Raw genomic sequence first — 21,441 nt, forward strand, 5'->3', positions numbered from 1 at the left:
GGCCTGAGTCCGGTGCAGTTTCGAACCCAGGCCATGAGCCTCTAGCGCTTTTTGTCCAACTTTTGGGGGTCAGTTCAAAGGCCCTGCTCCTGGCTTGGCCCTCCTTCGTCGGGTTCCCTCGTTTCGGCCCCGCTCCGTGGGCACGCGCCGAAACGGACGTCCCTGTCCCGGCGCTCTCGCCGCATCCTGCGGCTCGATCCACTGCGCGGCGCCTGCACTCGGCCTGCACCCAAGTCGCGTTTTGCGGTGTCTGTGAGGGCGCGTCCCAAGATCAAGATCAAGAGCTGAAGAGCTGAAGAGCTGAAAAGCAAGATCAAGATCAAGATCAAACGGTCGGCTTGACCGCTCTTAAACAAATTCCGCCATCGCATCCAGCACCGCACCCTTGAAATACTCCAGCGATGCGCGGTCGAACAGAATCTGGAACGCAGGCTGTGAATCGCCGCCCACATTCACCACGATCACGTTGATCCGCGCCGCCGAAGTCTGCGCCACCGCGCCTGGCGCGAAGGCCTGGGCGCGCAGGTCGACGCCGCACAGCTTGGCCATGACCTCGGCGATGCACACGCCGCTCAGTTGCAGCCACGCATGACTGTCTTGTCGAGGCAGCTGGTAGTTGGCGGTGTGGTCCAGCTCCCAGCGCGCTTCTTCATCGGCGATGCGCTCGCCTTGATCGTTGGCGCTGCCGAGGATCAAGTATTCGGTCTGCGACAGGCGTGCAACGTGGCTGCCATCGCCTTGCGTCACGGCGCGGTTCGGCGCCTCGGGCAGGCAGAAGCCTCGGACTTGCAGATACTCCGCGCTCTGCATCCCGCGAAAGCCAACCCGTGGCAGATCGGTCAGGTCGACCAGCGCGCATCGGGCAACCGGGTTCACATTGACCTGCGCCGGGGCGATGGGACGTTCGGTGTTGAGGCTGGACATGTCAGAGCTCCTGGCGCTGGTTTTCAGGGTCGAAGAACGGCAGTTTCACCACCGTGGCCTGGACGATGACGCCGTCCTCGACGCGGATCGGAATCTGCTGCCCCGGCGTGCTTTGATCGGACGCGGCGTAGGCCAGGCCGATGATCCTGTCGAGCGATTGCGAGTACTCGCAGGAGGTCACGTTGCCGCTGATGTCGGCCCCCTTGAGCACCAGATGGCCCTCCAGGGGTTGCGGGCTGGCCTTGGGCAGGGTGAAACCCACCAGTTTGCGTTTCTGCGGCTGGGCTTCGAGGATGTCCACCGAGCGGCGCCCGACGAAGAACGGCTTGCTGCGACTGACCGCCCAACCCATGTCGATCTCGGCGGGGTGGGTCATGCCGTCGGTGTCCTGGCTGATGATCACGTGGCCTTTCTCCAGACGCAGCAGGCGCTGGGTTTCGACGCCGAACGGGCGAATGTCGAAGGCCTTGCCAGCCTCCATCAGCGCATCCCACAGCTTCAGGGCATGCCGGGCAGGGACGTGAATCTCATAGCCCAATTCGCCGACGAAACCGACCCGCAGCAACCGCGTCTTGATCCCCGCCACAGTGCCCTCACGCACGCCCAGATACGGAAAACCTTCCGCCGACAGGTCGAGATCGCTGCAGACCTTTTCCAGCACCTTGCGTGAATCCGGCCCGGCCACGTTCACCGCCGAGATCGCTGCGGTGACGTTGGCGATGTCGACGTTCAACCGCCACTGCGCGTTCCACTTGAGCATCTGCTGATAGATGCGATCGACGCCGCTGGTGGTGGCGGTGACGTAGAAATGGTTTTCGGCGAAGCGCGCGCAGACGCCATCGTCGATCACCACGCCGTGTTCGTTGGTCATCAGCGCATAGCGCGAGCGGCCGATGGGCTGCTTGAGGAAGGCAAAGGTGTACAGGCGATTGAGCAGCTCGGCCGCATCCGGGCCGCGCACGTCGAGGCCGCCCAAGGTCGAGACGTCGATGATGCCGACCTTGTTGCGCACATGCAGGGCTTCGGCCTGCATGCATTTTTCCCGCTCGCTGGCCTTGCCGTAATAAGCGGGGCGCTGCCAGCTACCGGCAGGCATCATTTTCGCCCCGGCATCCAGATGGCGACGGTGCATCGGCGTCTGCCGGTACGGGTCGAATGCGCGGCCTGCGACGTGGGCGAGTTTTTCCGCTTCGAAGGGCGGGCGCGCGGTGGTCACGCCGGTTTCGCTGATGCTGCGCTGGGTTGACGCCGCCACCAGTCGGGCAGTCGGCAATGCCGAGTGCCGCCCTTGGGAAGGGCCCATGCCGACCGTGGAATAGCGTTTGACCAGCTGCACGTCGCGGTAGCCGATCTTGGTCGCGTTGACGATGTCGCGCACCTGCAGGTCTTCATCGAAGTCGACGAAATCCTTGCCCTTGGGGTGCGGGAAGATCGGCCACGGGAAATTGACCTGAGCTTCGGTACGCATCGGCAATGGCTTGGCGCTCAGCTGCAGGTTCAGCGCGACGACGATCTCGGCAGCCTGATGGGTCGCATCGGCCAGCACGTTATCCAGCGCGTGAAAACCGTTTGCCGAGCCTGTCACGCCGAGGTTTTTCGGCAGGCCGCTGAGGGTGAATTCCGCGAGTTGATCGTCATAGGCCAGCTTGCCGCCGGCCTGACACAGCAACTGATACACCGGCATGTAACCCCCGGACATGCACAGCAGGTCACACGCAAGCGTCAGCCCGTTGCTGGCCACCTGGCCCTGGCCTGTGATCTTGCGAATGTCGGCGCCGTTGACGTGGCGCATGCCCTTTTCGTGCAGGGCTTCATACACCGTGCTGCCGAGGTGGCAGGGGATGCCGCGTTTTTCCAGTGCCAGCAACAACGCGCGATCAGCCGGGTTGGCGCGCATGTCCACCAGTGCTGCGACTTCAACGCCTTGCTCGTACAGGTCGAGCGCGGCGAGGTAGCCGTCGTCGTTGCCGGTCAGCACCACGGCGCGTTTGCCCGGCTTGACCGCGTACAGCTTCATCAGGCGCTGGGCGGCGCTGGTGAGCATGACGCCGGGCAGGTCGTTGTTGCGGAAAATCACCGGCTGATCGAACGAGCCGCTGGCGATCAGGCATTGGCTCGCGCGGACCTTGTACATGCGTTTGCCCTGAATCACCGGCAGGTAGTTGTCGGTGAACCAGGCGTTGCAGGTGGCCTTTTTCAGAACCTGAATATTGGCGTGGCCTTCAACGGCACTCACCAGTTCGCGGCGCAGGGTCTCAGCGCACTGGCCTTCGATGTCGAAGCGCGCGTAGGTCAGCGAACCACCCAGCACCGGCTGCTGCTCGACCAACAGCACCTTGGCGCCGGCGTTGGCTGCGGTCAGTGCGGCCTGCAAACCGGCCGGGCCTGCGCCGATGACGGCCAGGTCAGCAAACAGATAGGCCTTGTCGTAATACTCGGGCTGAAACTTCAGGTCCAGTACGCCCAGGCCCGCCTTCTTGCGGATGATCGGCTCCCACAGTTTCCACGCGCCCTTGGGCTTGTAGAACGAGCGGTAATAGAAGCCCACTGGCATGAACTTGGAGAACTTGCCCAGATACGCGTCCTTGTCGTTGTCCAGCGAGCCGTTGAAGTTCTGCCCGGTCACTTGCACGCCGTTTTCCAGCAGGTGACTGTCGGCCAGCACGTTGGGTTCGCTGGGCAGTTGCACCAGGGTGTTTGCGTCCTGGCCGGCCATGGTCAGCGGGCCGCGCGGGCGGTGGTATTTGAACGAGCGGGACAGCAGAAACCGGCCATTGGCGAGCAGGGCGCTGGCGATGCTGTCACCGGCAAAGCCCTGGTACGGCTTGCCGTCGAAACTGAAATCGAGCGGCCGATTACGGTCGATCAGCAAACCCATGGGAGCGGGTAGACGGCTCATCGGGCGGTCTCCTTGGCAGCAGTCGTGAAGTCGATTCGGGCGGTGAACACTTCCTTCGGGTCGAAGGTGCGCAGGATTTCGTCACTGCCGGTGTGGCGTTCGGCGAGGAACCAATAGCTGGACGGGTTGTGCATCCACCACTCGCGGACCACGCCCAGGGTGTCTTCGCTGTTGAACACGTAGTCGGCCCATTCAAGATCGCTGCAGGTCTGCGGGTCCGGCATCTGCTTGAACTCGCCGCCGTAGGTGAACTCGCTGATGTTGCGCGGCCCGTTGAGCGGGCAATTCATCACTTTCATGTTTTGCTCCTCAGTGGCTGGCCGCGGTCGCGCCCATTTCGTTGACTTGCTGGAAGGTCGAGAACCGCTCAAGGCCAAACGGCTTGATCAGCTCCGGCACCTTGCCGCCACTGGCCACAAGCTCGGCCATGGTCTTGCCGCAGATGGGCGTGGCCTTGAAGCCCCAGGTGCCCCAGCCGGCGTCCAGGTAATAATTCTTCACCGGCGACAGGCCCATGATAGGGCTGTAGTCGGGGGTCATGTCGGTGATCCCGGCCCACTGGCGCATCAGCTTGGCGTTGGCCAGAAACGGGAACATTTCGATGGCGTGGGCCAACAGGCTTTCCTTCAGATCCAGCGTCGAGCGGGTGTTGAACAGCGGATACGGATCGGAACCGCCGCCAAACACCACTTCGCCACGGCTGGTCTGCTGCACGTAGCAGTGCAGCGCAGACGAGCTCACCAGCGGGTCGAGGAACGGTTTGAACGGCTGGGTGACCATCGCCTGCAGCGGGAAGGTCTGGATCGGCGAGCGAATCCCGGCCTTCTTCATCAGTTGCGAACTCATGCCCGCCACAGCTTGCACTGCGCAACCGCATTTGATCGTGCCGCGATTGGTCTTCACGGCCGTGATGGTGCCGTTCTCGATGACCAGCTCCTGCACTTCGGTGAGCTGATGAATCTCCACGCCGCGCTTGGCCGCCTGTTTGGCGTAGCCCCAGGCCACGGCGTCATGGCGCGCAGTGGCGCCGTCGATGTGCCAGAGTCCGGCGATCACCGGCAGGTGACCGGGGTCGAGGTTGAGGGTCGGCACCAGTTCGCGAATCTGCTGGCGATCAATCATCTCGGTGCGTCCGCCGAAGTGCTTGTTGACCTCGGCGCGCTGGCGGAACGAACGCACGGTGGCGTCGGTATGGGCCAACGTCAGTTGGCCGCGATGGGAGTACATGATGTTGAAGTCGAACTCATTGGACAGGCCCTCGAACATCCGCACCGACTCGGCATAGAAGCGCACGCCCTCGCTGGTCAGGTAGTTGGAGCGGATCACAGCGGTGTTGCGCGCCGTATTGCCGCCACCCAGATAACCCTTTTCCAGCACCGCGATATGGGTGATGCCGTGGTATTTGGACAGGTAGTAGGCCGTGGCCAGACCGTGACCGCCGCCGCCGATGATCACCACGTCGTAGGATGGTTTGAGTTCCCTGGGCGCAGGCAGGTCCACCTCGACCGGGTATTGCGAGCTGAGCCCGTATTTCAGGAGATTGAAAGGCATGGGGCCTCCGAGGGGCTGCTGTGCGTGGAAGACTGCTGCGCCTGTTGCAGCGCGGCGGTCACGGTATTTTTCATCAGAAAAGCGATGGTCATCGGGCCGACGCCGCCGGGTACCGGGGTGATGGCCGACACCTTGGGCAGGGCGCTGTCGAAATCGACGTCGCCCACCAGACGGCTGCGGCCGTCCTCTTCAATGCGATTGATGCCAACGTCGATCACCACCGCGCCGGGTTTGAGCCAGCTGGCGTCGATGATTCTAGGGCGGCCGACGGCAGCCACGACGATGTCGGCCTGGCAGCACAGGGCCTTGGCATTGCTGCTTCGCGAATGCACCACGGTCACCGAACAGTGGGCCTTGAGCAACAGGGCGGCCATGGGTTTGCCGACGATGTTCGAGCGGCCGATGACCACGGCGTGCTTGCCGGAGAGATCACCGCAGGTGTCTTCGAGCAACTGCATGCAGCCGCTGGGGGTGCAAGGCGTCAGCACGTTGCGGCCCTGGCTCAGCCCGCCGACGTTTTCGCTGTGAAACCCGTCGACATCTTTGCTTGGCGCGATGGCCTGCAAGGCGCGGGCTTCTTCAATGTGGGCGGGCAGCGGCAGTTGCAGAAGGATGCCGTTGACGCTGGCATCGCTGTTCAGTTCGACGATCAGGTCAAGCAGCTGCGCTTGCGTGGTGTCTTTGCTCAGCCGGTGTTCCAGCGAGCGAATGCCAGCCTCTTCGGCACGCAGGATCTTGTTGCGCACGTAGACCTGACTGGCCGGGTCTTCACCCACCAGAATCACGGCCAGCACGGGTTCGATGCCGTCCCGTTTCAAAGCCTGCACATCAGCTTTTACCTGAGCGAGGACGCGATCGGCAGCGGCCTTGCCATCGATCAACCTGGAGGTATTCACCGGAAGATCACCGTTCTGTCGTTGTTGAGGAAAACCCGGTGCTCCAGGTGGTATTTCACGGCTTTGGAGAGGGCCACGGTTTCGGTGTCACGGCCGGTGGCGACCAGATCGTCCGGCAGGTAGACGTGATCGACGCGCTGTACTTCCTGCTCGATGATCGGGCCTTCGTCCAGGTCGCTGGTGACGTAATGAGCGGTGGCACCGATCAGCTTCACGCCGCGCTCGTAGGCCTGGTGATAGGGCTTGGCGCCTTTGAAACCGGGGAGGAAGGAGTGGTGAATGTTGATCGCCCGGCCCGAGAGCTGCCTGCACAGGTCATCGGAGAGGATCTGCATGTAGCGGGCGAGGACCACGAGGTCAGTGCCGGTTTCGTCGACCACTTTCATCAGCGCCGCTTCCTGCTGGGCCTTGGTCTCTTTGGTTACCGGCAGGTAGATGAAACGAATGCCTTCGCGCTCGGCCATGGGCCGCAGGTCAAGATGGTTGGAAACGATGGCAGTGATGGTCATGTCCATCTCGCCCTTGTGATAGCGGTACAAGAGGTCGGTCAGGCAGTGGTCGAACTTGCTGACCATCAACAGCACTCGCATGGGTTCCCGGGTGTCGTGCAGTTCCCATTGCATGTCGAACGCCTTAGCGACGTCATCGAACCCGGCCTTGAGTTGCGCGATGTCGCCTGTGTGCCCGTCGTTGAAGCGGAACACCGCACGCATGAAGAATTTGCCGCTGAATTCGTCGTCGAACTGCGCCATTTCACCGATGTAGCAAGCATTGCCCGCCAGATACGAGGTGACCGCCGCGACGATGCCGGAGGTCGCCGGGCAGCTGATCTTGAGAATGAAATGGTTCTTTTCGTGTTGCATGGCATGTCCTCTGGGAAGTGGCGGCAGCTCGGATCAACGGGTGTGAAGGCAAAAATTTCAGCGGTAAAACAACGCTTCATGGACGAATAAAAATTCCTATCAGGAATTAAATATTCTCGAAGGCTGTTTTATAGGCGAAAGAAAATGACGCGTCCAGACATTTCTGGAAACTTTTTTAACTGACAGGAAATTACTGCGAGGTCTCTGAAAGTTGATGCGAGCGCACAGGCAAAACAGGGCAGGGTTTGACCCTATACAAGGCCTCCGGGATGGGGGTCATTGGTCGTATTGCATTACCCCGCGGATGCTCTAGGCTGGCGCTCATTCTCGAATAAAAACAACAAGCGCCTGATATGAGCCAGAACCTGCACCTGCTGCGTAAGTTCGTTTCCCCCGAAATCATCTTTGGTGCAGGCAGCCGCCACAGCGTTGGCAACTACGCCCGCACCTTTGGCGCGCGCAAGGTCATGGTGGTCAGCGACCCTGGCGTGATCGCCGCCGGTTGGGTCGCCGATGTCGAGGCCAGCCTGCAACAGCAGGGCCTGGACTACTTCATCTACAGCGGCGTTTCACCCAACCCGCGGGTGGAGGAAGTCATGCTCGGCGCCGAGCTGTACCGCGAGCACCATTGCGATGTGATCGTCGCCGTCGGCGGTGGGAGCCCGATGGATTGCGGCAAGGCCATCGGCATTTCAGTGGCCCACGGCCGCAACATCCTCGAATTCGAAGGCGTCGACACCATTCGTGTGCCCAGTCCGCCACTGATCCTGATCCCCACCACTGCGGGTACCTCGGCGGATGTCTCGCAGTTCGTGATCATTTCCGATCAGCAAGAGCGCATGAAGTTTTCCATCGTCAGCAAGGCAGTGGTGCCCGATGTCTCGCTGATCGATCCGGAAACGACCCTGAGCATGGACCCCTTCCTCTCGGCTTGTACCGGCATCGACGCGCTGGTCCACGCCATCGAGGCCTTTGTCTCCACCGGCCACGGTCCGCTGACCGACCCCCATGCGCTGGAAGCCCTGCGCCTGATCAACACCCACCTGGTGCCGATGATCGCCAACCCCGGCGACATCGCCCTGCGCGAGAAAATCATGCTCGGCAGCATGCAGGCGGGGCTGGCGTTTTCCAATGCGATTCTCGGCGCCGTACACGCCATGTCCCACAGCCTGGGCGGCTTTCTCGACCTGCCCCATGGGCTGTGCAACGCGGTGCTGGTCGAGCACGTGGTGGCGTTCAATTACAGCTCGGCCCCCGATCGCTTCAAGGTCATTGCCCAAACCCTGGGCATCGATTGCCGTGGCCTGAACCACGCGGCAATCAGCAAGCGCCTGGTCGAACATCTGATCGCACTCAAACACCAGATCGGCTTCCACGAAACCCTCGGCCTGCATGGGGTGAGCAGCAGCGACATTCCCTTTCTTTCGCAGCACGCGATGGGCGATCCGTGCATCCTCACCAACCCGCGAACCTCCAGTCAGCGCGACGTCGAAGTGGTCTATGGCGAAGCCCTCTGACCCTCGCCAAGGCGCGCTGACGGCGCTGCTCGGGCTGGGCAACCACTCCACGCGCAAGAGCCATTACCCGGAACTGACCCTGCGCCTGGCCGAGCTTGAGAACGAGCGCAACCGTTATAAATGGCTGTTCGAGCACGCTGTCCATGGCATCTTTCAGGCCCGGCTGCATGAGGGCCTGCGCGCCGCCAACCCGGCGTTGGCTCGCATGCTGGGCTACGGCGACGCCCAGGAAGTGCTGCTGGCCCTCGACGATCTGGCCAGCACGTTGTTCATCGGCGGCCAGACTGAAGTGAGCGCATTGGCGCTGAAGCTCAAACGCGAGCACAGCGTGCAGGGCTATGAGACGCGTCTGAGGCGCAAGGACGGCAGTTACGTCGACGTGCTGATGAACCTGTTGCTCAAACCTGATGAAGACGGCGTGTTCGAAGGCTTCGTCGCCGACATCACCGAGCGAAAACTGGCGCAACAGCGCTTGCAGGAACTCAACGATCAGCTCGAGCTGCGCGTGGCTGCCCGCACCGATGAACTGCTTGAGGCCAATCTCAACCTGCGCGACGCCCGCGACGCCGCCGAAGCCGCGAACCACAGCAAGGACAAATACCTCGCCGCCGCCAGCCACGACCTGTTGCAACCGCTGAACGCGGCGCGCTTGCTGATCTCCACCCTGCGCGAACGCAGCCTGCCAGACGCCGAGCAGATCATGGTCGAGCGCACCCATCAGGCGCTGGAAGGGGCAGAGGACCTGCTCACCGACCTGCTGGACATCGCCAAATTCGATCGCGCCGCGATTGTGCCCGACATCGATCTGTATCGCCTGGACGAAGTGCTGGCGCCGCTGGTCTCGGAGTTCCAGCCTGTGGCCGCCGCTGCCGGACTGACCCTGCGCGCGCGCATCGGCGAGTGTGCCGTGCGCACCGACCTGCGCCTGCTCACGCGTATCCTGCGCAACTTCCTCAGCAACGCCTGCCGCTACACCGAGCGAGGCAGCATCCTGTTGGGGGCACGCAAACGAGGGGACAGGCTGCGGATCGAAGTGTGGGACACCGGACGCGGCATCGCCGAGGACCGACTGGAGTCGATCTTCCTGGAATTCAACCAGCTCGATGTTGGCCGCGCGGCGGATCGCAAAGGCGTGGGCTTGGGCCTGGCAATCGTCGAACGTATCGGGCGCATCCTTGGCGGACGTATTCAGGTGCGCTCACAACCGGGGCGAGGTTCGGTCTTCGCCATCGACGTGCCGTTATCCGCCGAAAGACCCATGCCGGTGAACGTCGTGGTCCAGCAATTCCCGAGCGTCGGCAACCCGCTGCCCGGCCGTCGGTTGTTGGTGCTCGACAACGAGACCAGCATCCTCGACAGCATGGCGGCGTTGCTGGGGCAGTGGGGGTGTGAAGTGCTGACGGCCACCGACGAAGCGGCGTGCCATGCGGTGCTTAAGGGGCGAGCGCCGGAGCTGATCCTCTTTGATTTTCATCTCGACCACGGCGTGCTGGGGTGCGATGTGGTTGCGCATTTGCGAGAGCATTTCGGGGTTCAGATTCCGTGCGTGATGATCACTGCTGATCGCACGGACCTGTGCCGCCGGTCGTTGCAGGCCCTTGATGCGCCGTTGTTGAACAAGCCGGTGAAACCGGGGAAGTTGCGGGCGGTGGTGAGTCAGCTTTTGGGGTGAGCCGTAGTCGTGAAACCGATTGCTGTGGTAAGTCAGATGAACCGCGCTTGCAGGTTTTACGACGACTTCGTCGCCGATCGCGGGACAAGCCGGACTCGTACGCCTTCGGCAGAAGCAAGGGCCGCATGAGCACCCGCTCTTGATGTGCTGCTTTTCGTGCGCAATAGACCAGACGACACACATCACGACTTGGGTGCAGGCCGAACGCAGGCGGTGCGCAGTGGGCCGAGCGGGATGGGCGCTGTTGTTCAGCGTTCAGGCGGTTGATCTGGACAGTGCTGGGCAGGATGGCCTGGGTCATCATCTCGGCCGCTCGGTGCTCGACATGCTGCAAACCCAGACCCAGCGCTTGCTCAGCGCCCACGACGAGCGCGACGAGGCCCGGCAGGCGTTGAACGAGCGCAAAGTGGTGGAGCGGGCCAAGCGCCTGTTGATGGATGAATACCAGATGAGCGAAGGCGACGCCTATGAGCGGCTGCGGCTGTCGTCGATGGAGCGGGGGCAGCGCATGGTGGATGTGGCGCAAGCGCTGCTGAATCTGGCGGCAGGGCGTTCGCCGCGCCGTTAACCCCCCGTCATGTTCATGAACCGCACCACCTGCACGTCATCGTTGATCTCGAAGTTGTGCCGATACGGCTTGAGCTTCATGGCCTCGACGATGGCTTTTTCGAGTTTTTCCGGTTGACCGGGGTTGGCGCGCAGGACGGCTTTAAGGTCGGCGGAGTGTTCGTTGCCCAGGCACAGCAGCAGGCGACCTTCGACGGTGACCCGCACTCGGTTGCAGGTGGCGCAGAAGTTGTGGCTGTGGGGCGAGATGAAGCCGACGCGGATGTCCGGGGCTTCGGCCAGGCGCCAGTAGCGCGAAGGGCCCTGGGTCGATTCGGTGGAATTGATGAGGGTATAACGCTCGGCGATGCGTTCGCGGACCTGGTCGCTTGAGAAGAACGACTCGGCGCGGCTGTGTTCACTTATGATGCCCAGGGGCATTTCTTCGATAAAGGTAATGTCCAGACCACGGTCGATGGCGAAGGCGATCAGGTCGTTGATCTCATGATCGTTGCGCCCCTGCATCACCACGCAGTTGAGCTTGGTGTGGCTGAAACCCGCGGCATTGGCGGCGTCGATCCCGGCAATGACCTTGTTCAGATCGCCCGTGCGGGTCAAGTCCTTGAAGCGAACGGGGTCAAGGCTGTCCAGGCTGATGTTCAGGCGCTTGAGCCCTGCATCGAACAAAGGCGCTGCGAGTTTTTCCAGCTGCGAGCCGTTGGTGGTCATGCACAGTTCGCGCAGGCCGGGCAGGGCGGCGATGTTTTTGCACAGGCCGACGATCCCTGCGCGCACCAATGGCTCGCCCCCCGTCAGCCGGATCTTTTTGGTGCCCAGTGCGACGAAGCGCTCGGCAATCTGCTGGATTTCTTCGAGGGACAGGATCTGCTGGCGCGGCAGAAAGGTCATGTCCTCGGCCATGCAGTACACGCAGCGAAAATCGCAGCGATCGGTCACCGAGAGGCGAACGTAATCGACTTTGCGTGAATAACTGTCTAACAGGACGCGATCTGACATTGTGGTTCTCGATGAGGATCTCGACAGCGTGTTGCGTGGCAGAGGCCAATCGCCTGGCGTTTATCGGCAGCGCCAGGTGATCGAATCATCCGATTTTCTGGCTCAGTGGTTGCTCGACCGACACAGCAGGTTCGCCCGTGTTTTGCGCAGCCTTGGCATAAGACACGTAATACGCCAGCCCGACGAAAATTGCACCCCCCACCGCGTTGCCCAGGAACACCGCGACGAAGTTCTCGAAGAAGTCGCCCCAGGTCAGCGCGTCGGCAAAGATGGCCGCCGGAATCACGAACATGTTCGCCACCACGTGCTGAAAGCCGATGGCCACGAACGCCATGATCGGGAACCACATGCCAAGGATCTTGCCGGTCACGTCCTTGCTCGCGTAGGACAGCCACACCGCCAGGCACACCAGCCAGTTGCAGCCGATGCCGGAGATGAACGCCTGACCGAAATCGGCCCCGGCCTTGGCTTTGGCGATGGCGACGGTCTTGGCCAGAAACGCGCCTTCGGTCAGGCCCAGCACATGACCGAAAAACCACGCGATGAACAGCGCGCCGAGCAGGTTGGCCAGGGTCACCAGGCCCCAGTTGCGGGCCACAGCACCCGCCGAGATACGGCGGGCGAACATCGCGGTCGGCAGGCTCATCATGTTGCCGGTCAGCAATTCGCCCCCTGCAAGGATGGTCAGGATCAGGCCGATGGGAAACACCGCCGCGCCCAGCAGGTTGCCCAACGAGGCCCACGGGCCGGGGATCATGGTGCTGACGTGGATGTCTAGCAGAAAGCCCAGGGAGATAAAGGCGCCGGCTAGAAAACCCAGCACCAGAATGGACGCCACAGGCATGTGCGATTTCTTGACCCCGGCTTCGACAGTGATTTCAGCAATCTGTTGGGGTGTATTGATGGACATGTTTTCAAGCTCGCACGCAGGGGCCGGCGACACGACGTGGCGTCGGTCGCCAGACAACGATTAGTAAGGGTGTTCAAGCGTCCGGTCTTGTTGCGCGAACGTGTCAGCGGACACGGCGCCAATCCATTTGAAGGTCATGGTGTGCGACTTCACGCCGCATCGCAGAAACATCGGAAAAGACGTATCCAGTTACTGAGCAAGCTACCGATCGCGGCCTAGAGCGTCCAATCGCTTGTTCCGATGAATTCATCGATCGGCTCTATCGGCGCTGGTTTCGCTGTCGATGGCCGAGTCAGCCGTCATGCGTCGCTCGTAACGTTCCAGCAGCGGCTGAATGCTGATGCCATGCAGCAGAATACTCAGGGCGACCACCGACAGCGTCAGGCTGATGATGCTTGAGGCTGCATCCAGCGGAAGGCCGTGGGACAGCGCATAGCACAGGTAATACAGCGTGCCGATGCCGCGAATGCCGAACCAGCCCACCAGCGCCTTTTGCGGCCGGGTCAGCAGGCGACGGCTGATCAGCAGCCAGACGCTCAAGGGGCGAACCACGCAGAACAATGCCAGCGCCAGCGGCAGTGCGCGCCAGTCCCAATACATCGCGATGGCCGCGCCGAGCAGGGTGATCAGCAGCACTTCCATGGCGCGCTCTACCAGGCTGCCGAACGCCAGCATGTCGCCCATCATCACTCCGGCGGCCAGCTGAGATTCGCTGAGTTCGTCGTGGTGGGTGACGATGGCGGCCTGCGGGTCGCTGTCCATATGGCCGAGCACGGGTCTGGCGACGTGCTCGGAGGGGACGTCCGATTGCGTGGTGCGCACTTCAGCGCGACGCAGTCCCAGGCCTGCCGCGAACACCGAAAGGAATCCGTAGGCGCCTAGCCCTTCCGCTGCAACATAGGCAATCGCAATGAGTGCCAGGGCGAGGAAGTCGTTGGGCGAGGTGGTGCTGTCGGCGTTCTTGATGCGCAGGTAAATCATCAGATGGCCCACGCCGCACCCCAATGCGTAGCCAAGCAACAGGCCCACGGGCACGCCCCAGACAATGTTCTTCAGCAGCCAGCCCTGCACCCAGTTGAAATCCGTCGCACCGTGGCTGAGGAACAGCAGGGCGAAGATGACGAAGGGAAACGCCGTGCCGTCGTTGAGCCCGGCTTCCCCGGACAGGCCGAAGCGCACCCGGTCGAAATCCTGCGCGTTGTTGACCTGCACCAGCCCCGCAAGCACCGGGTCGGTGGGCGAGAGCATCGCGCCTAAAAGCAGGGAAATGGCCCACGGCAGGTCGAGCAGGTAATGGGCAGCAAGGCAGGCGCCGACAATGGTCGCGAGCATCACCGGTACGGCCAACAGATAGGCCGAATGCCAGGCCGTGCGGTGCAGCGGCAGGCGCAGTTTGATACCGGTGTTGAACAGGGAAAACAGCACGGCGACTTCGGTCAGGCGTTCCAGCCAGTGGCGCGAGTCGCGGATGTCCAGTTCGACCAGATCCAGCCCCCATGGCCCGATGCAGGCGCCAAACGCCAGGCACACCGCCGATGTGGTCACCGGCAGCCAGCGCAGGTAAGCGGAGGTCAGTGCCAGCAGCATCAGCAGGACACCGAGCACGGTCATACAAAGAATGAAACTCATCCGGCCTCGTCGTGCGTAGTGGGTGGGGTTCTTTGTATGACTGCGCGGGTGGGGGATAGTTGAAAGGAATAATGATGTGCAGATGACCCACTGTAGGAGCGCGCTTGCCCGCGAACCGTCATGTCAGGCAGTACGTCAGCGTCTTTTGGACCCAATCGCGGGCAAGCGCGCTCCTACATAGACCCATCAGGCAGCCGATTACCGCTCGATCGTCCGGCTCCAGCGTGCGTTCCACTCCGGCCGAATCTGGTTGACCTGATCCCAGTCAATCGTCACCGCTGTCTCCAGGTATTTGTTCATCGCTTCCACCTGCCCGCGGGTGCGGTCGCTGGTCGGGGTTTTCGGGTTGGACGGGATCTGGTCGCCCATCTCAAGCGCCGGGGCCTGAGCTTCAGGCGTCAACAGAAACGCGGCCAGTTTCTGCGCCAGTTCCGGCTGATCGTTGTTGGCAATCGTGCATTCGGCGACGTTCAGCACCACGGCGCCTTCTTTGGGCGGCGCGTATTCCACCGGGATGCCCTTGAGCTTCAGCGCCGTCACCTGAGTCGGCGTCAACGGAAACAACGCCGCTTCCCCGGTCTGCACCATTTCGGAGATCTTCGCGGAGCTGGCGATGTATTCCAGCACATTGGGCCCCACGGTTTTCGGCCAGGCGGTGAAGCCCGGCTCGACGTTGGTTTCGTTGCCGCCCTGCAAGCGGTTGAACATCAGAAAACCATGCAGGCCAAAGGTGCTGGAGGCCAGCGACTGGAACACCAGTTTGTCCTTGTAGCGCTTGTCGGCCATGTCCGCCCACGAGGTCGGCGCGCTCCAGCCGTTTTCCTGGAACATCTTGGTGTTGTACGCAAGGCCCGTCACACCCAGGCTCACGGCCGCTGCCTCGTCCTTGATCTTGCCCTTGGCGGGGATGTCGGCCAAGGCCGCGCTCGGTTGCAGCTTGCCGCACAGGCCCATGGAAATTGCCCGGTACATGATGCCGTCGTCGAGGAACATCACGTGCATCTGCGGGTTGTCCTTGCTGGCCTGAACCTTGGCAAGGATGTCCGAAGAGGTGCCCGGCACGATCACGACCTTGACGTTGTTGGCCTTCTCGAACGCCGGCAGCACCTGATCGGCATAGAGCCGCTCCATAGTGCCGCCGTTCATGCCCAGGTACAGGGTCGTTTGCGCGTGAGCCGATGTCGACGCCAACAGCGCGGCGAGGGGCAAACAGGCGAGGCCGGTCAGGGCGAAACCTTTGAGGCTTTTCAGGGTGTTCATGGCTGCAATCTTCCTCTGAGCAAAGGGATAACGTTGTCCGCGCGTGGGGGCGCGGCAGTGGCAGGCTGTACAGCTTGAAAACGGGTGATGGAAAACGCGTCGAGGGCGATCGTTGGCGCGCCGGTGCAGACGATCTGCGCCAAGGCTTCGCCTGCGGCGGGGCCGATCTGAAAGCCGGAACCGGCAAAGCCGAAGCCGTGGAGCAGACCGGCCTGAGTTGAGCTGGCGCCCAGGACCGGTTCGCGATCCGGCAAATAGCCTTCGGTGCCGCTCCAGGTGCGAATCGCCTGTGCGCCTGCCAGCGGGGGATACAACTCGACCGCGTTGCGCAGGATTTCCAGAATCGCTGCCTGACCGGGGCGCGCCCTGGTCGGGTCGAGGGGGAAACCCTGGCCGCCGCCGAGCACGCAATTACCCCGCGCGACCTGACGGGCGTAAATGCCACCGCCTTCGACGCCGGTGCTGACGTCCATGAACATCGGCAGTGGCTCGGTGACCAGCATCGCCGGGTGCCCGGAACGCATAGGCACCGGTTCGCCGAATTGTTCGGCCAACGCAGCCGCCCAGGCCCCGGCACAATTCAATAGCCACGGCGCGCGGAACAGTTGGCCGTTGATCGTACGCACCTCAAAGGCACGACCGTCGTGGCTCACCTGCGTCACCTGCGTCTGTTCAAATACTTGCGCGCCGGCGCGGCGGGCAGCGAAGGCGAATGCAGGGGACACCAGACGCGGGTTTGCATGACCATCGTCGGCGCACAATGACGCACCCACCGCCACATCGCCTGCCCAAGCAAAGCGTGCGCGCAATTGCGGGTGATCGAGCAATTGCAGGTTCAGACCAAAGCCTCGAGAAGCCTGCTCATAGGCCACCAGCGCAGCCATGTCCTTGTCGCTGCGGGCCAGTTTCAAATGGCCGGAGCGCAGGTACTCGCCGTCGATGCCGATCAGGTTCTGCAAATCGCTCCAGATCCCGTGGGCCCGTTGCGAGAGCGGCAATTGCGACAGCGGACGCCCCTGACGGCGCACGCCGCCGTAGTTCACGCCACTGGAATGGGAGCCGAAAAAATCCCGCTCCAGCAAGGTCACGCGCTTGCCGGCTTTCGCCAGAAACAGCGCAGCAGACGAGCCGACGATGCCGCCGCCAATGACCACGGCATCCACTTCAATGGGCAGGCTCATGGTTCGATCTCCACGCCAAAGGGCAGCGGCTTGATCGGCGCCTGACCGCGCAAACGGCCGACGCTGGCGATGTCCCGCCCGGCGGCTTGGGCGACAATCTCGGTCGCCGCCAGCCCGCACATGCGTCCCTGACACCGGCCCATGCCGACGCGGCACATGGCTTTGACCCGGTTCACCTCCCAATGGCCCTGGGCGACGGTCTGACGAATGTCGCCCGCGCTGACTTCTTCGCAGCGGCACACGGTCATTGTGTCCGGCGCGTTGGCAGCCCAGTTTTCGGGGAACGGGAAGGCCGTTTCCAATCCGTGGCGGAAGCGCTGAATGCCATCGAGTCGACGTTGCAGTTCGTGGCTTCGGGCCTGGTCTGTGTGATGTCCGGTGTCACTCAGCAGGGTTAACGCGGCGAGTTCCCCGGCCATTTCTGCGGCGTCGGCACCCATGATGCCCGCGCCGTCGCCCGCCAGATAAACGCCCTCACTGCTGCTGCGGCCACTGGCATCGCGGCTCGGCAGCCAGGCGCGATTGATCGCGCTCCAGCTGAATTCGCAGCCGAGCAGATCCGCCAGTTGGGTTTCGCTGCGCAAAGCGTGGGCGAACCCGACGGCGTCGCAATCAAGGCGCTTGAGCTGTTTGCCGGCGCGCCATTGCACGCTGCTCACACGCTGCTGCCCCTGAATGCTGTCCAGCTCGACACCTTGATGCACCGGGATGCCATGAGCGGTGAGCCAGCCCCGGTAATAGACGCCCTTGGCCAGCGTCGCCGGTTGGCCGAGCAGGCCGGGCAGGGCGCGGGTCTGGGCCGACAGGGGCGAGCTGTCGAGCACGGCCAGCACCTTCGCACCGGCCTTGGCGTACTGGTAGGCAACCAGATAGAGCAGCGGCCCGCTACCGGCGAAGACCACGCGCTCGCCGATGGCGCAGCCCTGAAACTTCAAGGCGATCTGTGCAGCGCCCAGGCTGTAGACGCCGGGGAGCGTCCAGCCGGGCACCGGCAGAATCCGGTCGGTGGCTCCGGTGGCGACGATCAGGTGCGTGTACGGCACTTGCGCCGCGACACCGTTGCACAAGGTGTCGAGGGTCTGGGCTTCGGCGTTCCACACCAGGGTTTCGGGGCGGTAGTCGATCTCGCTTTTCAGGGCATCCAGCGTCGAATGCACAGCCTCGGCTTTCGAGGCTTCGAAACCATACAGCGCCTTGGTCGAGCGTTTGAAATTCTCGGGTTGACGACGATAGATCTGCCCGCCGCCGCGAAGGCTTTCGTCGATCAGGCACGGCTGCAGCCCGTAAGCCACCAGGGTTTGCGCCGCACGAATGCCCGCAGGCCCGGCGCCGACAATGACGATATCGGAGCGCTTCATAGGCTTCGCCCCGGCTCACGACTGACACTCAGCCCCGGTTCCAGCAGCGTGGCACAGGCACGCACCCGGCGACCGTCGCCCAGCTTGACCCAGCAATCCTGGCAGGCGCCCATCAGGCAGAAACCGGCGCGGGGTTCGGCGCTGAAATCGCTGCCGCGCAGGTGATCGGCGCAGGTCAGTACGGCGGTCAGCACGGTATCGCCCGCAAGGCCGCTGACCGGCTGGCCGTCGAGGGTGAAGGGCAGGACCTCGCGGTCGCGTTCGGCCAGTCGTTTCAGCAATGCCATGGTGCGTTCTCTGTGAGGCGTCGAATGATTGGAATACAAGCCATCAGTGGCGTCCCACCAGCACACGATCCAGGCCATAGACCCGGTCGAGAATGATCATGGTGACGGCCGTCAACGCGATGACCAGAGCCGATACGGCGGCCATCATCGGGTCGATGGATTCGGTGGCGTACACGTACATGCGTACCGGCAGGGTCTGGGTCGAGGGCGAGGTGACGAAGATCGACAGGGTCACTTCGTCGAAGCTGTTGATGAACGCCAGCAGCCAGCCCCCGGCCACGCCCGGCAGGATCATCGGTAGAGTGATCTGGCGGAACAGCGTGAAGCGGCTGGCACCCAGGGATTCAGCTGCCTGCTCGGCGCTGCGGTCGACCCCGATGGCCGCCGCGATCACCAGCCGCAGCACATACGGGGTGATCACCACCACATGGGCGAACATCAGCCAGACGAAGCTGCCGTTGACCCCCATCAGCGCGAACAAACGCAGCATGGCGACGCCCAGCACCAGGTGCGGAATGATGATCGGCGACAGAAACAGGCCGTTGAGAAAGTTGCGTCCCGGAAACTGATAGCGCGTGATCGCCAGCGCCGCCGGCACGGCAATCAAGGTCGCCAGCGTGGCCGCAACCACTGCCAGAATCAGGCTGTTATAGAACGACTGAATAAAGTCGGCGCGCTCGAACACCGCAGTAAACCAGCGCAGGGAAAAGCCATGCCACGGCAGGCTCAAGGTGTTTTCCGGGGTGAAGGCCACCAGGCACACCACCAACAGCGGCGCCAGCATGAACACCACGATCAGGGCGTGAAAGGACAGGGCCAGAGGGCCGTTCTTGGACATCGGTCATTCCCCCAGGGATTTTTTATAGCGGCCTTCGACCAGTCGGTTCCACGACAGCATCACCAGCAGGTTGATCAGCAGCAGCGCAACGGCAATGGCCGCGCCCATGGGCCAGTTGAGTTCCGAGAGGTATTGGTCGTAGACGGTGGTGGCGACCATCTTCAGGCGACGCCCGCCCAGCAGACCCGGTATGGCGAAAGAGCTGGCCGACAAACCGAACACGATCAGCGTGCCGGACAGCACGCCGGGCATGACTTGAGGCAGCACCACCTGACGCATCACCGTGGCCTGGTTCGCGCCCAGCGACAGCGCGGCCTGTTCGGCGGAGCGGTCGAGCTTCTGCAGCGAGGTCCACACCGGAATGATCATGAACGGCAGCATCACGTGGACCAGCGCCAGCACCACCGCGAACGGGGTGTAGAGCATCTTGATCGGGCGCCCGCCAAGCGCCTGGATCGCCTGGTTGACCAGGCCGTCGGCGCCCAGCAGCAGGCTCCAGCCAAAGGCCCGCACCACCACCGAAATCAGCAGCGGCGTGAGAATCAGGATCAGGAAGATCGAGCGCCACGGCGTGCCCATGCGGCTGAGGATGTAGGCCTCGGGCACACCGATCACCACGCACAGCAGCGTGACCAGGGCGCTGATCCAGAAGGTGCGAAAGAAGATCTCGTAGAAGTACGAATCGGTGATCAGGTTCAGGTACTGAGCGAAGGTCCAGCTGCCGCTTTTGACGCCCACCGTATAGTCGAATACGTTGAACGACAACACCAGGGTCAGCAGCAACGGCAACACCAGCAGACCGACGAACAGCACCAGCGCCGGGGTCGACAGCAGATAGCCGCGACCGCTGTCGCGCAGCACGCTTGCTCCACTCATGCCGACACCTCATCGCTGCTCAGCACGCGCAGCAACGCCACAGGCCAGTCAAGGCCCACCGCCGTGCCTTCGTTCATCGGCGCGTCACCGTTGTTGCGACGCACTACGGTCAGTTCGCCAATGGGCGTCTCGACGCGGTACAGCCACTGACTGCCAAGGAAGTAGCGGGTGATGATCCGCCCTTGCAGGCGACCCTCACCGGCATTCACCAGATCGATCTTTTCCGGGCGCAGGCTCAGGGTCAGTTCGCCCTCGCCGTGCTGTTGACGCACCTGAGCCACGCCGCTGGGATCGCGGTCACCGCGCAGCAGGTTGGCCTTGCCGACGAAGCCTGAAATGAAGCGGGTGCGCGGGTGTTCGTAGAGCGTGTAGGGCTCGTCGATCTGGGTGATGCGCCCGGCCTGCATGACCACCACGCGATCGCTGATAGACAGTGCTTCGGCCTGATCGTGAGTGACCATCAGTGTGGTAATACCCACTTCACGTTGAATGCGGCGGATCTCGAACTGCATCTCTTCGCGCAGGTTGGCGTCAAGGTTGGACAGCGGCTCATCGAGCAGCAGCACCGGCGGCTCGATCACCAGGGCACGGGCCAGCGCCACACGCTGGCGTTGACCGCCCGACAGCTCGCGCGGGTAACGCTCGGCGTGTTGATGCAGGCGCACCAGTTCCAGCACCCGCGCCACGCGCTTTTGAATCTCATCGGCCGAGACCTTGCGCATCTTCAGACCGAAGGCGACGTTGTCGCGTACGGTCATGTGCGGGAACAGCGCGTAAGACTGAAATACCACGCCCAGGCCGCGGCTGGCAGGTTTGGCGTGGGTGATGTCGCGACCGTCGAGGAGGATCTTGCCCGACGTCACGTCAACGAAACCGGCGATCATTTGCAGGGTGGTGGTCTTGCCGCAGCCAGAGGGGCCGAGCAGGGAAACGAACTCGCCTTTTTCCACCGACAAGTCAGTGGCGACGACCGCGTCGACGGCGCCGTAACGTTTGCAGAGTGCCTGGAGTTGAAGAAAAGCCATGGCTGCGTTCCACCTCTTGTTCGTGCACGCCCAGGGCATGCGTTTTTTATGGGCAGATGCGAAGAGAGAAAAACATGCCTGCTGCACGGAGCAAACACTGTGGACGCTGGCGCTCGATCGGGGTCGGCTGCCGCTGTTATTCAAATCGCCCTGTGGACTGATCCTAGGCCCAAGACTAGGATGCGCTCAACG

19 protein-coding genes are annotated in these 21,441 nt (G+C 62.7%); 3 read left to right on the forward strand and 16 right to left on the reverse strand.

All coding sequences use genetic code 11. The features are described from left to right. Positions 1-348 precede the first annotated feature (348 nt). The 6 genes from AC07V9_RS19585 to purU are packed head-to-tail and all read right to left on the reverse strand — an operon-like array spanning position 349 to position 7,133. The gene (locus AC07V9_RS19585; RefSeq protein ID WP_495017304.1) at positions 349-924 is read right to left on the reverse strand and encodes a sarcosine oxidase subunit gamma; all 576 of its coding nucleotides are present in this window, start codon (positions 922-924) and stop codon (positions 349-351) included. 1 nt (position 925) lies between these two features. Further along, positions 926-3,823, reverse strand: a complete 2,898-nt coding sequence (locus tag AC07V9_RS19590; protein ID WP_495017305.1) for a 2Fe-2S iron-sulfur cluster-binding protein — start codon at positions 3,821-3,823, stop codon at positions 926-928. Further along, a complete protein-coding gene (locus AC07V9_RS19595) occupies positions 3,820-4,122 on the reverse strand; it encodes a sarcosine oxidase subunit delta (RefSeq protein ID WP_495017306.1) in 303 nt (100 codons plus the stop codon). The genes AC07V9_RS19590 and AC07V9_RS19595 overlap by 4 nt, the downstream gene beginning before the upstream one ends. Positions 4,123-4,132: 10 nt before the next feature. Continuing rightward, on the reverse strand, positions 4,133-5,374 hold the full coding sequence (locus tag AC07V9_RS19600; RefSeq protein ID WP_495017307.1) for an FAD-dependent oxidoreductase: 1,242 nt from the start codon (positions 5,372-5,374) through the stop codon (positions 4,133-4,135). Further along, positions 5,356-6,270 (reverse strand): bifunctional methylenetetrahydrofolate dehydrogenase/methenyltetrahydrofolate cyclohydrolase FolD, encoded by a 915-nt coding sequence (gene folD, locus AC07V9_RS19605; RefSeq protein WP_495017308.1) that lies wholly within the window; start codon positions 6,268-6,270, stop codon positions 5,356-5,358. Before folD ends, AC07V9_RS19600 begins: the two co-directional genes overlap by 19 nt. Next, positions 6,267-7,133, reverse strand: a complete 867-nt coding sequence (purU, locus tag AC07V9_RS19610) for a formyltetrahydrofolate deformylase (RefSeq protein WP_495017309.1) — start codon at positions 7,131-7,133, stop codon at positions 6,267-6,269. The genes folD and purU overlap by 4 nt, the downstream gene beginning before the upstream one ends. A 353-nt stretch (positions 7,134-7,486) precedes the next feature. On the opposite strand from purU, the gene ercA reads away from it, so the two are divergent. The 3 genes from ercA to AC07V9_RS19625 all read left to right on the forward strand — a co-directional run bounded on the left by ercA (position 7,487) and on the right by AC07V9_RS19625 (position 10,890). Beyond that, the gene (gene ercA, locus AC07V9_RS19615) at positions 7,487-8,650 is read left to right on the forward strand and encodes an alcohol dehydrogenase-like regulatory protein ErcA (RefSeq protein WP_495017310.1); all 1,164 of its coding nucleotides are present in this window, start codon (positions 7,487-7,489) and stop codon (positions 8,648-8,650) included. Continuing rightward, positions 8,634-10,322, forward strand: a complete 1,689-nt coding sequence (locus AC07V9_RS19620; RefSeq protein WP_495017311.1) for a PAS domain-containing hybrid sensor histidine kinase/response regulator — start codon at positions 8,634-8,636, stop codon at positions 10,320-10,322. The genes ercA and AC07V9_RS19620 overlap by 17 nt, the downstream gene beginning before the upstream one ends. A gap of 220 nt (positions 10,323-10,542) precedes the next feature. After that, on the forward strand, positions 10,543-10,890 hold the full coding sequence (locus AC07V9_RS19625; RefSeq protein ID WP_495017312.1) for an ANTAR domain-containing response regulator: 348 nt from the start codon (positions 10,543-10,545) through the stop codon (positions 10,888-10,890). On the opposite strand, the gene moaA is transcribed toward AC07V9_RS19625, so the two are convergent. The 10 genes from moaA to AC07V9_RS19675 form a co-directional block, all read right to left on the reverse strand. Beyond that, positions 10,887-11,885 carry a GTP 3',8-cyclase MoaA gene (moaA, locus tag AC07V9_RS19630; protein ID WP_495017313.1) on the reverse strand — a complete coding sequence of 333 codons (999 nt, stop codon included), beginning with the start codon at positions 11,883-11,885 and terminating at the stop codon, positions 10,887-10,889. The genes AC07V9_RS19625 and moaA overlap by 4 nt on opposite strands. An 85-nt stretch (positions 11,886-11,970) precedes the next feature. Continuing rightward, positions 11,971-12,795, reverse strand: a complete 825-nt coding sequence (locus AC07V9_RS19635) for a formate/nitrite transporter family protein (RefSeq protein WP_495017314.1) — start codon at positions 12,793-12,795, stop codon at positions 11,971-11,973. Positions 12,796-13,041: 246 nt separating this feature from the next. Further along, a complete protein-coding gene (locus AC07V9_RS19640) occupies positions 13,042-14,424 on the reverse strand; it encodes a cation:proton antiporter (RefSeq protein ID WP_495017315.1) in 1,383 nt (460 codons plus the stop codon). Between the two features lie 198 nt (positions 14,425-14,622). Next, positions 14,623-15,675 (reverse strand): ABC transporter substrate-binding protein, encoded by a 1,053-nt coding sequence (locus AC07V9_RS19645; protein ID WP_495017459.1) that lies wholly within the window; start codon positions 15,673-15,675, stop codon positions 14,623-14,625. Positions 15,676-15,680: 5 nt separating this feature from the next. Beyond that, positions 15,681-16,865 (reverse strand): NAD(P)/FAD-dependent oxidoreductase, encoded by a 1,185-nt coding sequence (locus tag AC07V9_RS19650; RefSeq protein WP_495017316.1) that lies wholly within the window; start codon positions 16,863-16,865, stop codon positions 15,681-15,683. Then, complete coding sequence (locus tag AC07V9_RS19655; RefSeq protein ID WP_495017317.1) at positions 16,862-18,223, reverse strand: FAD/NAD(P)-dependent oxidoreductase; 1,362 nt, start codon at positions 18,221-18,223, stop codon at positions 16,862-16,864. The genes AC07V9_RS19650 and AC07V9_RS19655 overlap by 4 nt, the downstream gene beginning before the upstream one ends. After that, complete coding sequence (locus AC07V9_RS19660; protein WP_495017318.1) at positions 18,220-18,510, reverse strand: (2Fe-2S)-binding protein; 291 nt, start codon at positions 18,508-18,510, stop codon at positions 18,220-18,222. The genes AC07V9_RS19655 and AC07V9_RS19660 overlap by 4 nt, the downstream gene beginning before the upstream one ends. A gap of 43 nt (positions 18,511-18,553) precedes the next feature. Further along, positions 18,554-19,348, reverse strand: coding sequence for an ABC transporter permease (locus tag AC07V9_RS19665; protein ID WP_495017319.1), 795 nt, complete (start codon positions 19,346-19,348; stop codon positions 18,554-18,556). A gap of 3 nt (positions 19,349-19,351) precedes the next feature. Next, positions 19,352-20,224 carry an ABC transporter permease gene (locus AC07V9_RS19670; protein WP_495017320.1) on the reverse strand — a complete coding sequence of 291 codons (873 nt, stop codon included), beginning with the start codon at positions 20,222-20,224 and terminating at the stop codon, positions 19,352-19,354. After that, positions 20,221-21,249, reverse strand: coding sequence for an ABC transporter ATP-binding protein (locus tag AC07V9_RS19675; protein WP_495017321.1), 1,029 nt, complete (start codon positions 21,247-21,249; stop codon positions 20,221-20,223). Before AC07V9_RS19675 ends, AC07V9_RS19670 begins: the two co-directional genes overlap by 4 nt. Positions 21,250-21,441: the final 192 nt, after the last annotated feature.

Source organism: Pseudomonas sp. GW821-FHT02A11 (assembly GCF_059421985.1).

Coding starts and splice junctions, on each gene's coding strand:
- AC07V9_RS19585 (WP_495017304.1), bottom strand. CDS start 924: ATGTCCAGCCTCAACACCGAACGTCCCATCGCCCCGGCGCAGGTCAAT.
- AC07V9_RS19590 (WP_495017305.1), bottom strand. CDS start 3,823: ATGAGCCGTCTACCCGCTCCCATGGGTTTGCTGATCGACCGTAATCGG.
- AC07V9_RS19595 (WP_495017306.1), bottom strand. CDS start 4,122: ATGAAAGTGATGAATTGCCCGCTCAACGGGCCGCGCAACATCAGCGAG.
- AC07V9_RS19600 (WP_495017307.1), bottom strand. CDS start 5,374: ATGCCTTTCAATCTCCTGAAATACGGGCTCAGCTCGCAATACCCGGTC.
- purU (WP_495017309.1), bottom strand. CDS start 7,133: ATGCAACACGAAAAGAACCATTTCATTCTCAAGATCAGCTGCCCGGCG.
- ercA (WP_495017310.1), top strand. CDS start 7,487: ATGAGCCAGAACCTGCACCTGCTGCGTAAGTTCGTTTCCCCCGAAATC.
- AC07V9_RS19620 (WP_495017311.1), top strand. CDS start 8,634: ATGGCGAAGCCCTCTGACCCTCGCCAAGGCGCGCTGACGGCGCTGCTC.
- moaA (WP_495017313.1), bottom strand. CDS start 11,885: ATGTCAGATCGCGTCCTGTTAGACAGTTATTCACGCAAAGTCGATTAC.
- AC07V9_RS19635 (WP_495017314.1), bottom strand. CDS start 12,795: ATGTCCATCAATACACCCCAACAGATTGCTGAAATCACTGTCGAAGCC.
- AC07V9_RS19640 (WP_495017315.1), bottom strand. CDS start 14,424: ATGAGTTTCATTCTTTGTATGACCGTGCTCGGTGTCCTGCTGATGCTG.
- AC07V9_RS19650 (WP_495017316.1), bottom strand. CDS start 16,865: ATGAGCCTGCCCATTGAAGTGGATGCCGTGGTCATTGGCGGCGGCATC.
- AC07V9_RS19655 (WP_495017317.1), bottom strand. CDS start 18,223: ATGAAGCGCTCCGATATCGTCATTGTCGGCGCCGGGCCTGCGGGCATT.
- AC07V9_RS19660 (WP_495017318.1), bottom strand. CDS start 18,510: ATGGCATTGCTGAAACGACTGGCCGAACGCGACCGCGAGGTCCTGCCC.
- AC07V9_RS19665 (WP_495017319.1), bottom strand. CDS start 19,348: ATGTCCAAGAACGGCCCTCTGGCCCTGTCCTTTCACGCCCTGATCGTG.
- AC07V9_RS19670 (WP_495017320.1), bottom strand. CDS start 20,224: ATGAGTGGAGCAAGCGTGCTGCGCGACAGCGGTCGCGGCTATCTGCTG.
- AC07V9_RS19675 (WP_495017321.1), bottom strand. CDS start 21,249: ATGGCTTTTCTTCAACTCCAGGCACTCTGCAAACGTTACGGCGCCGTC.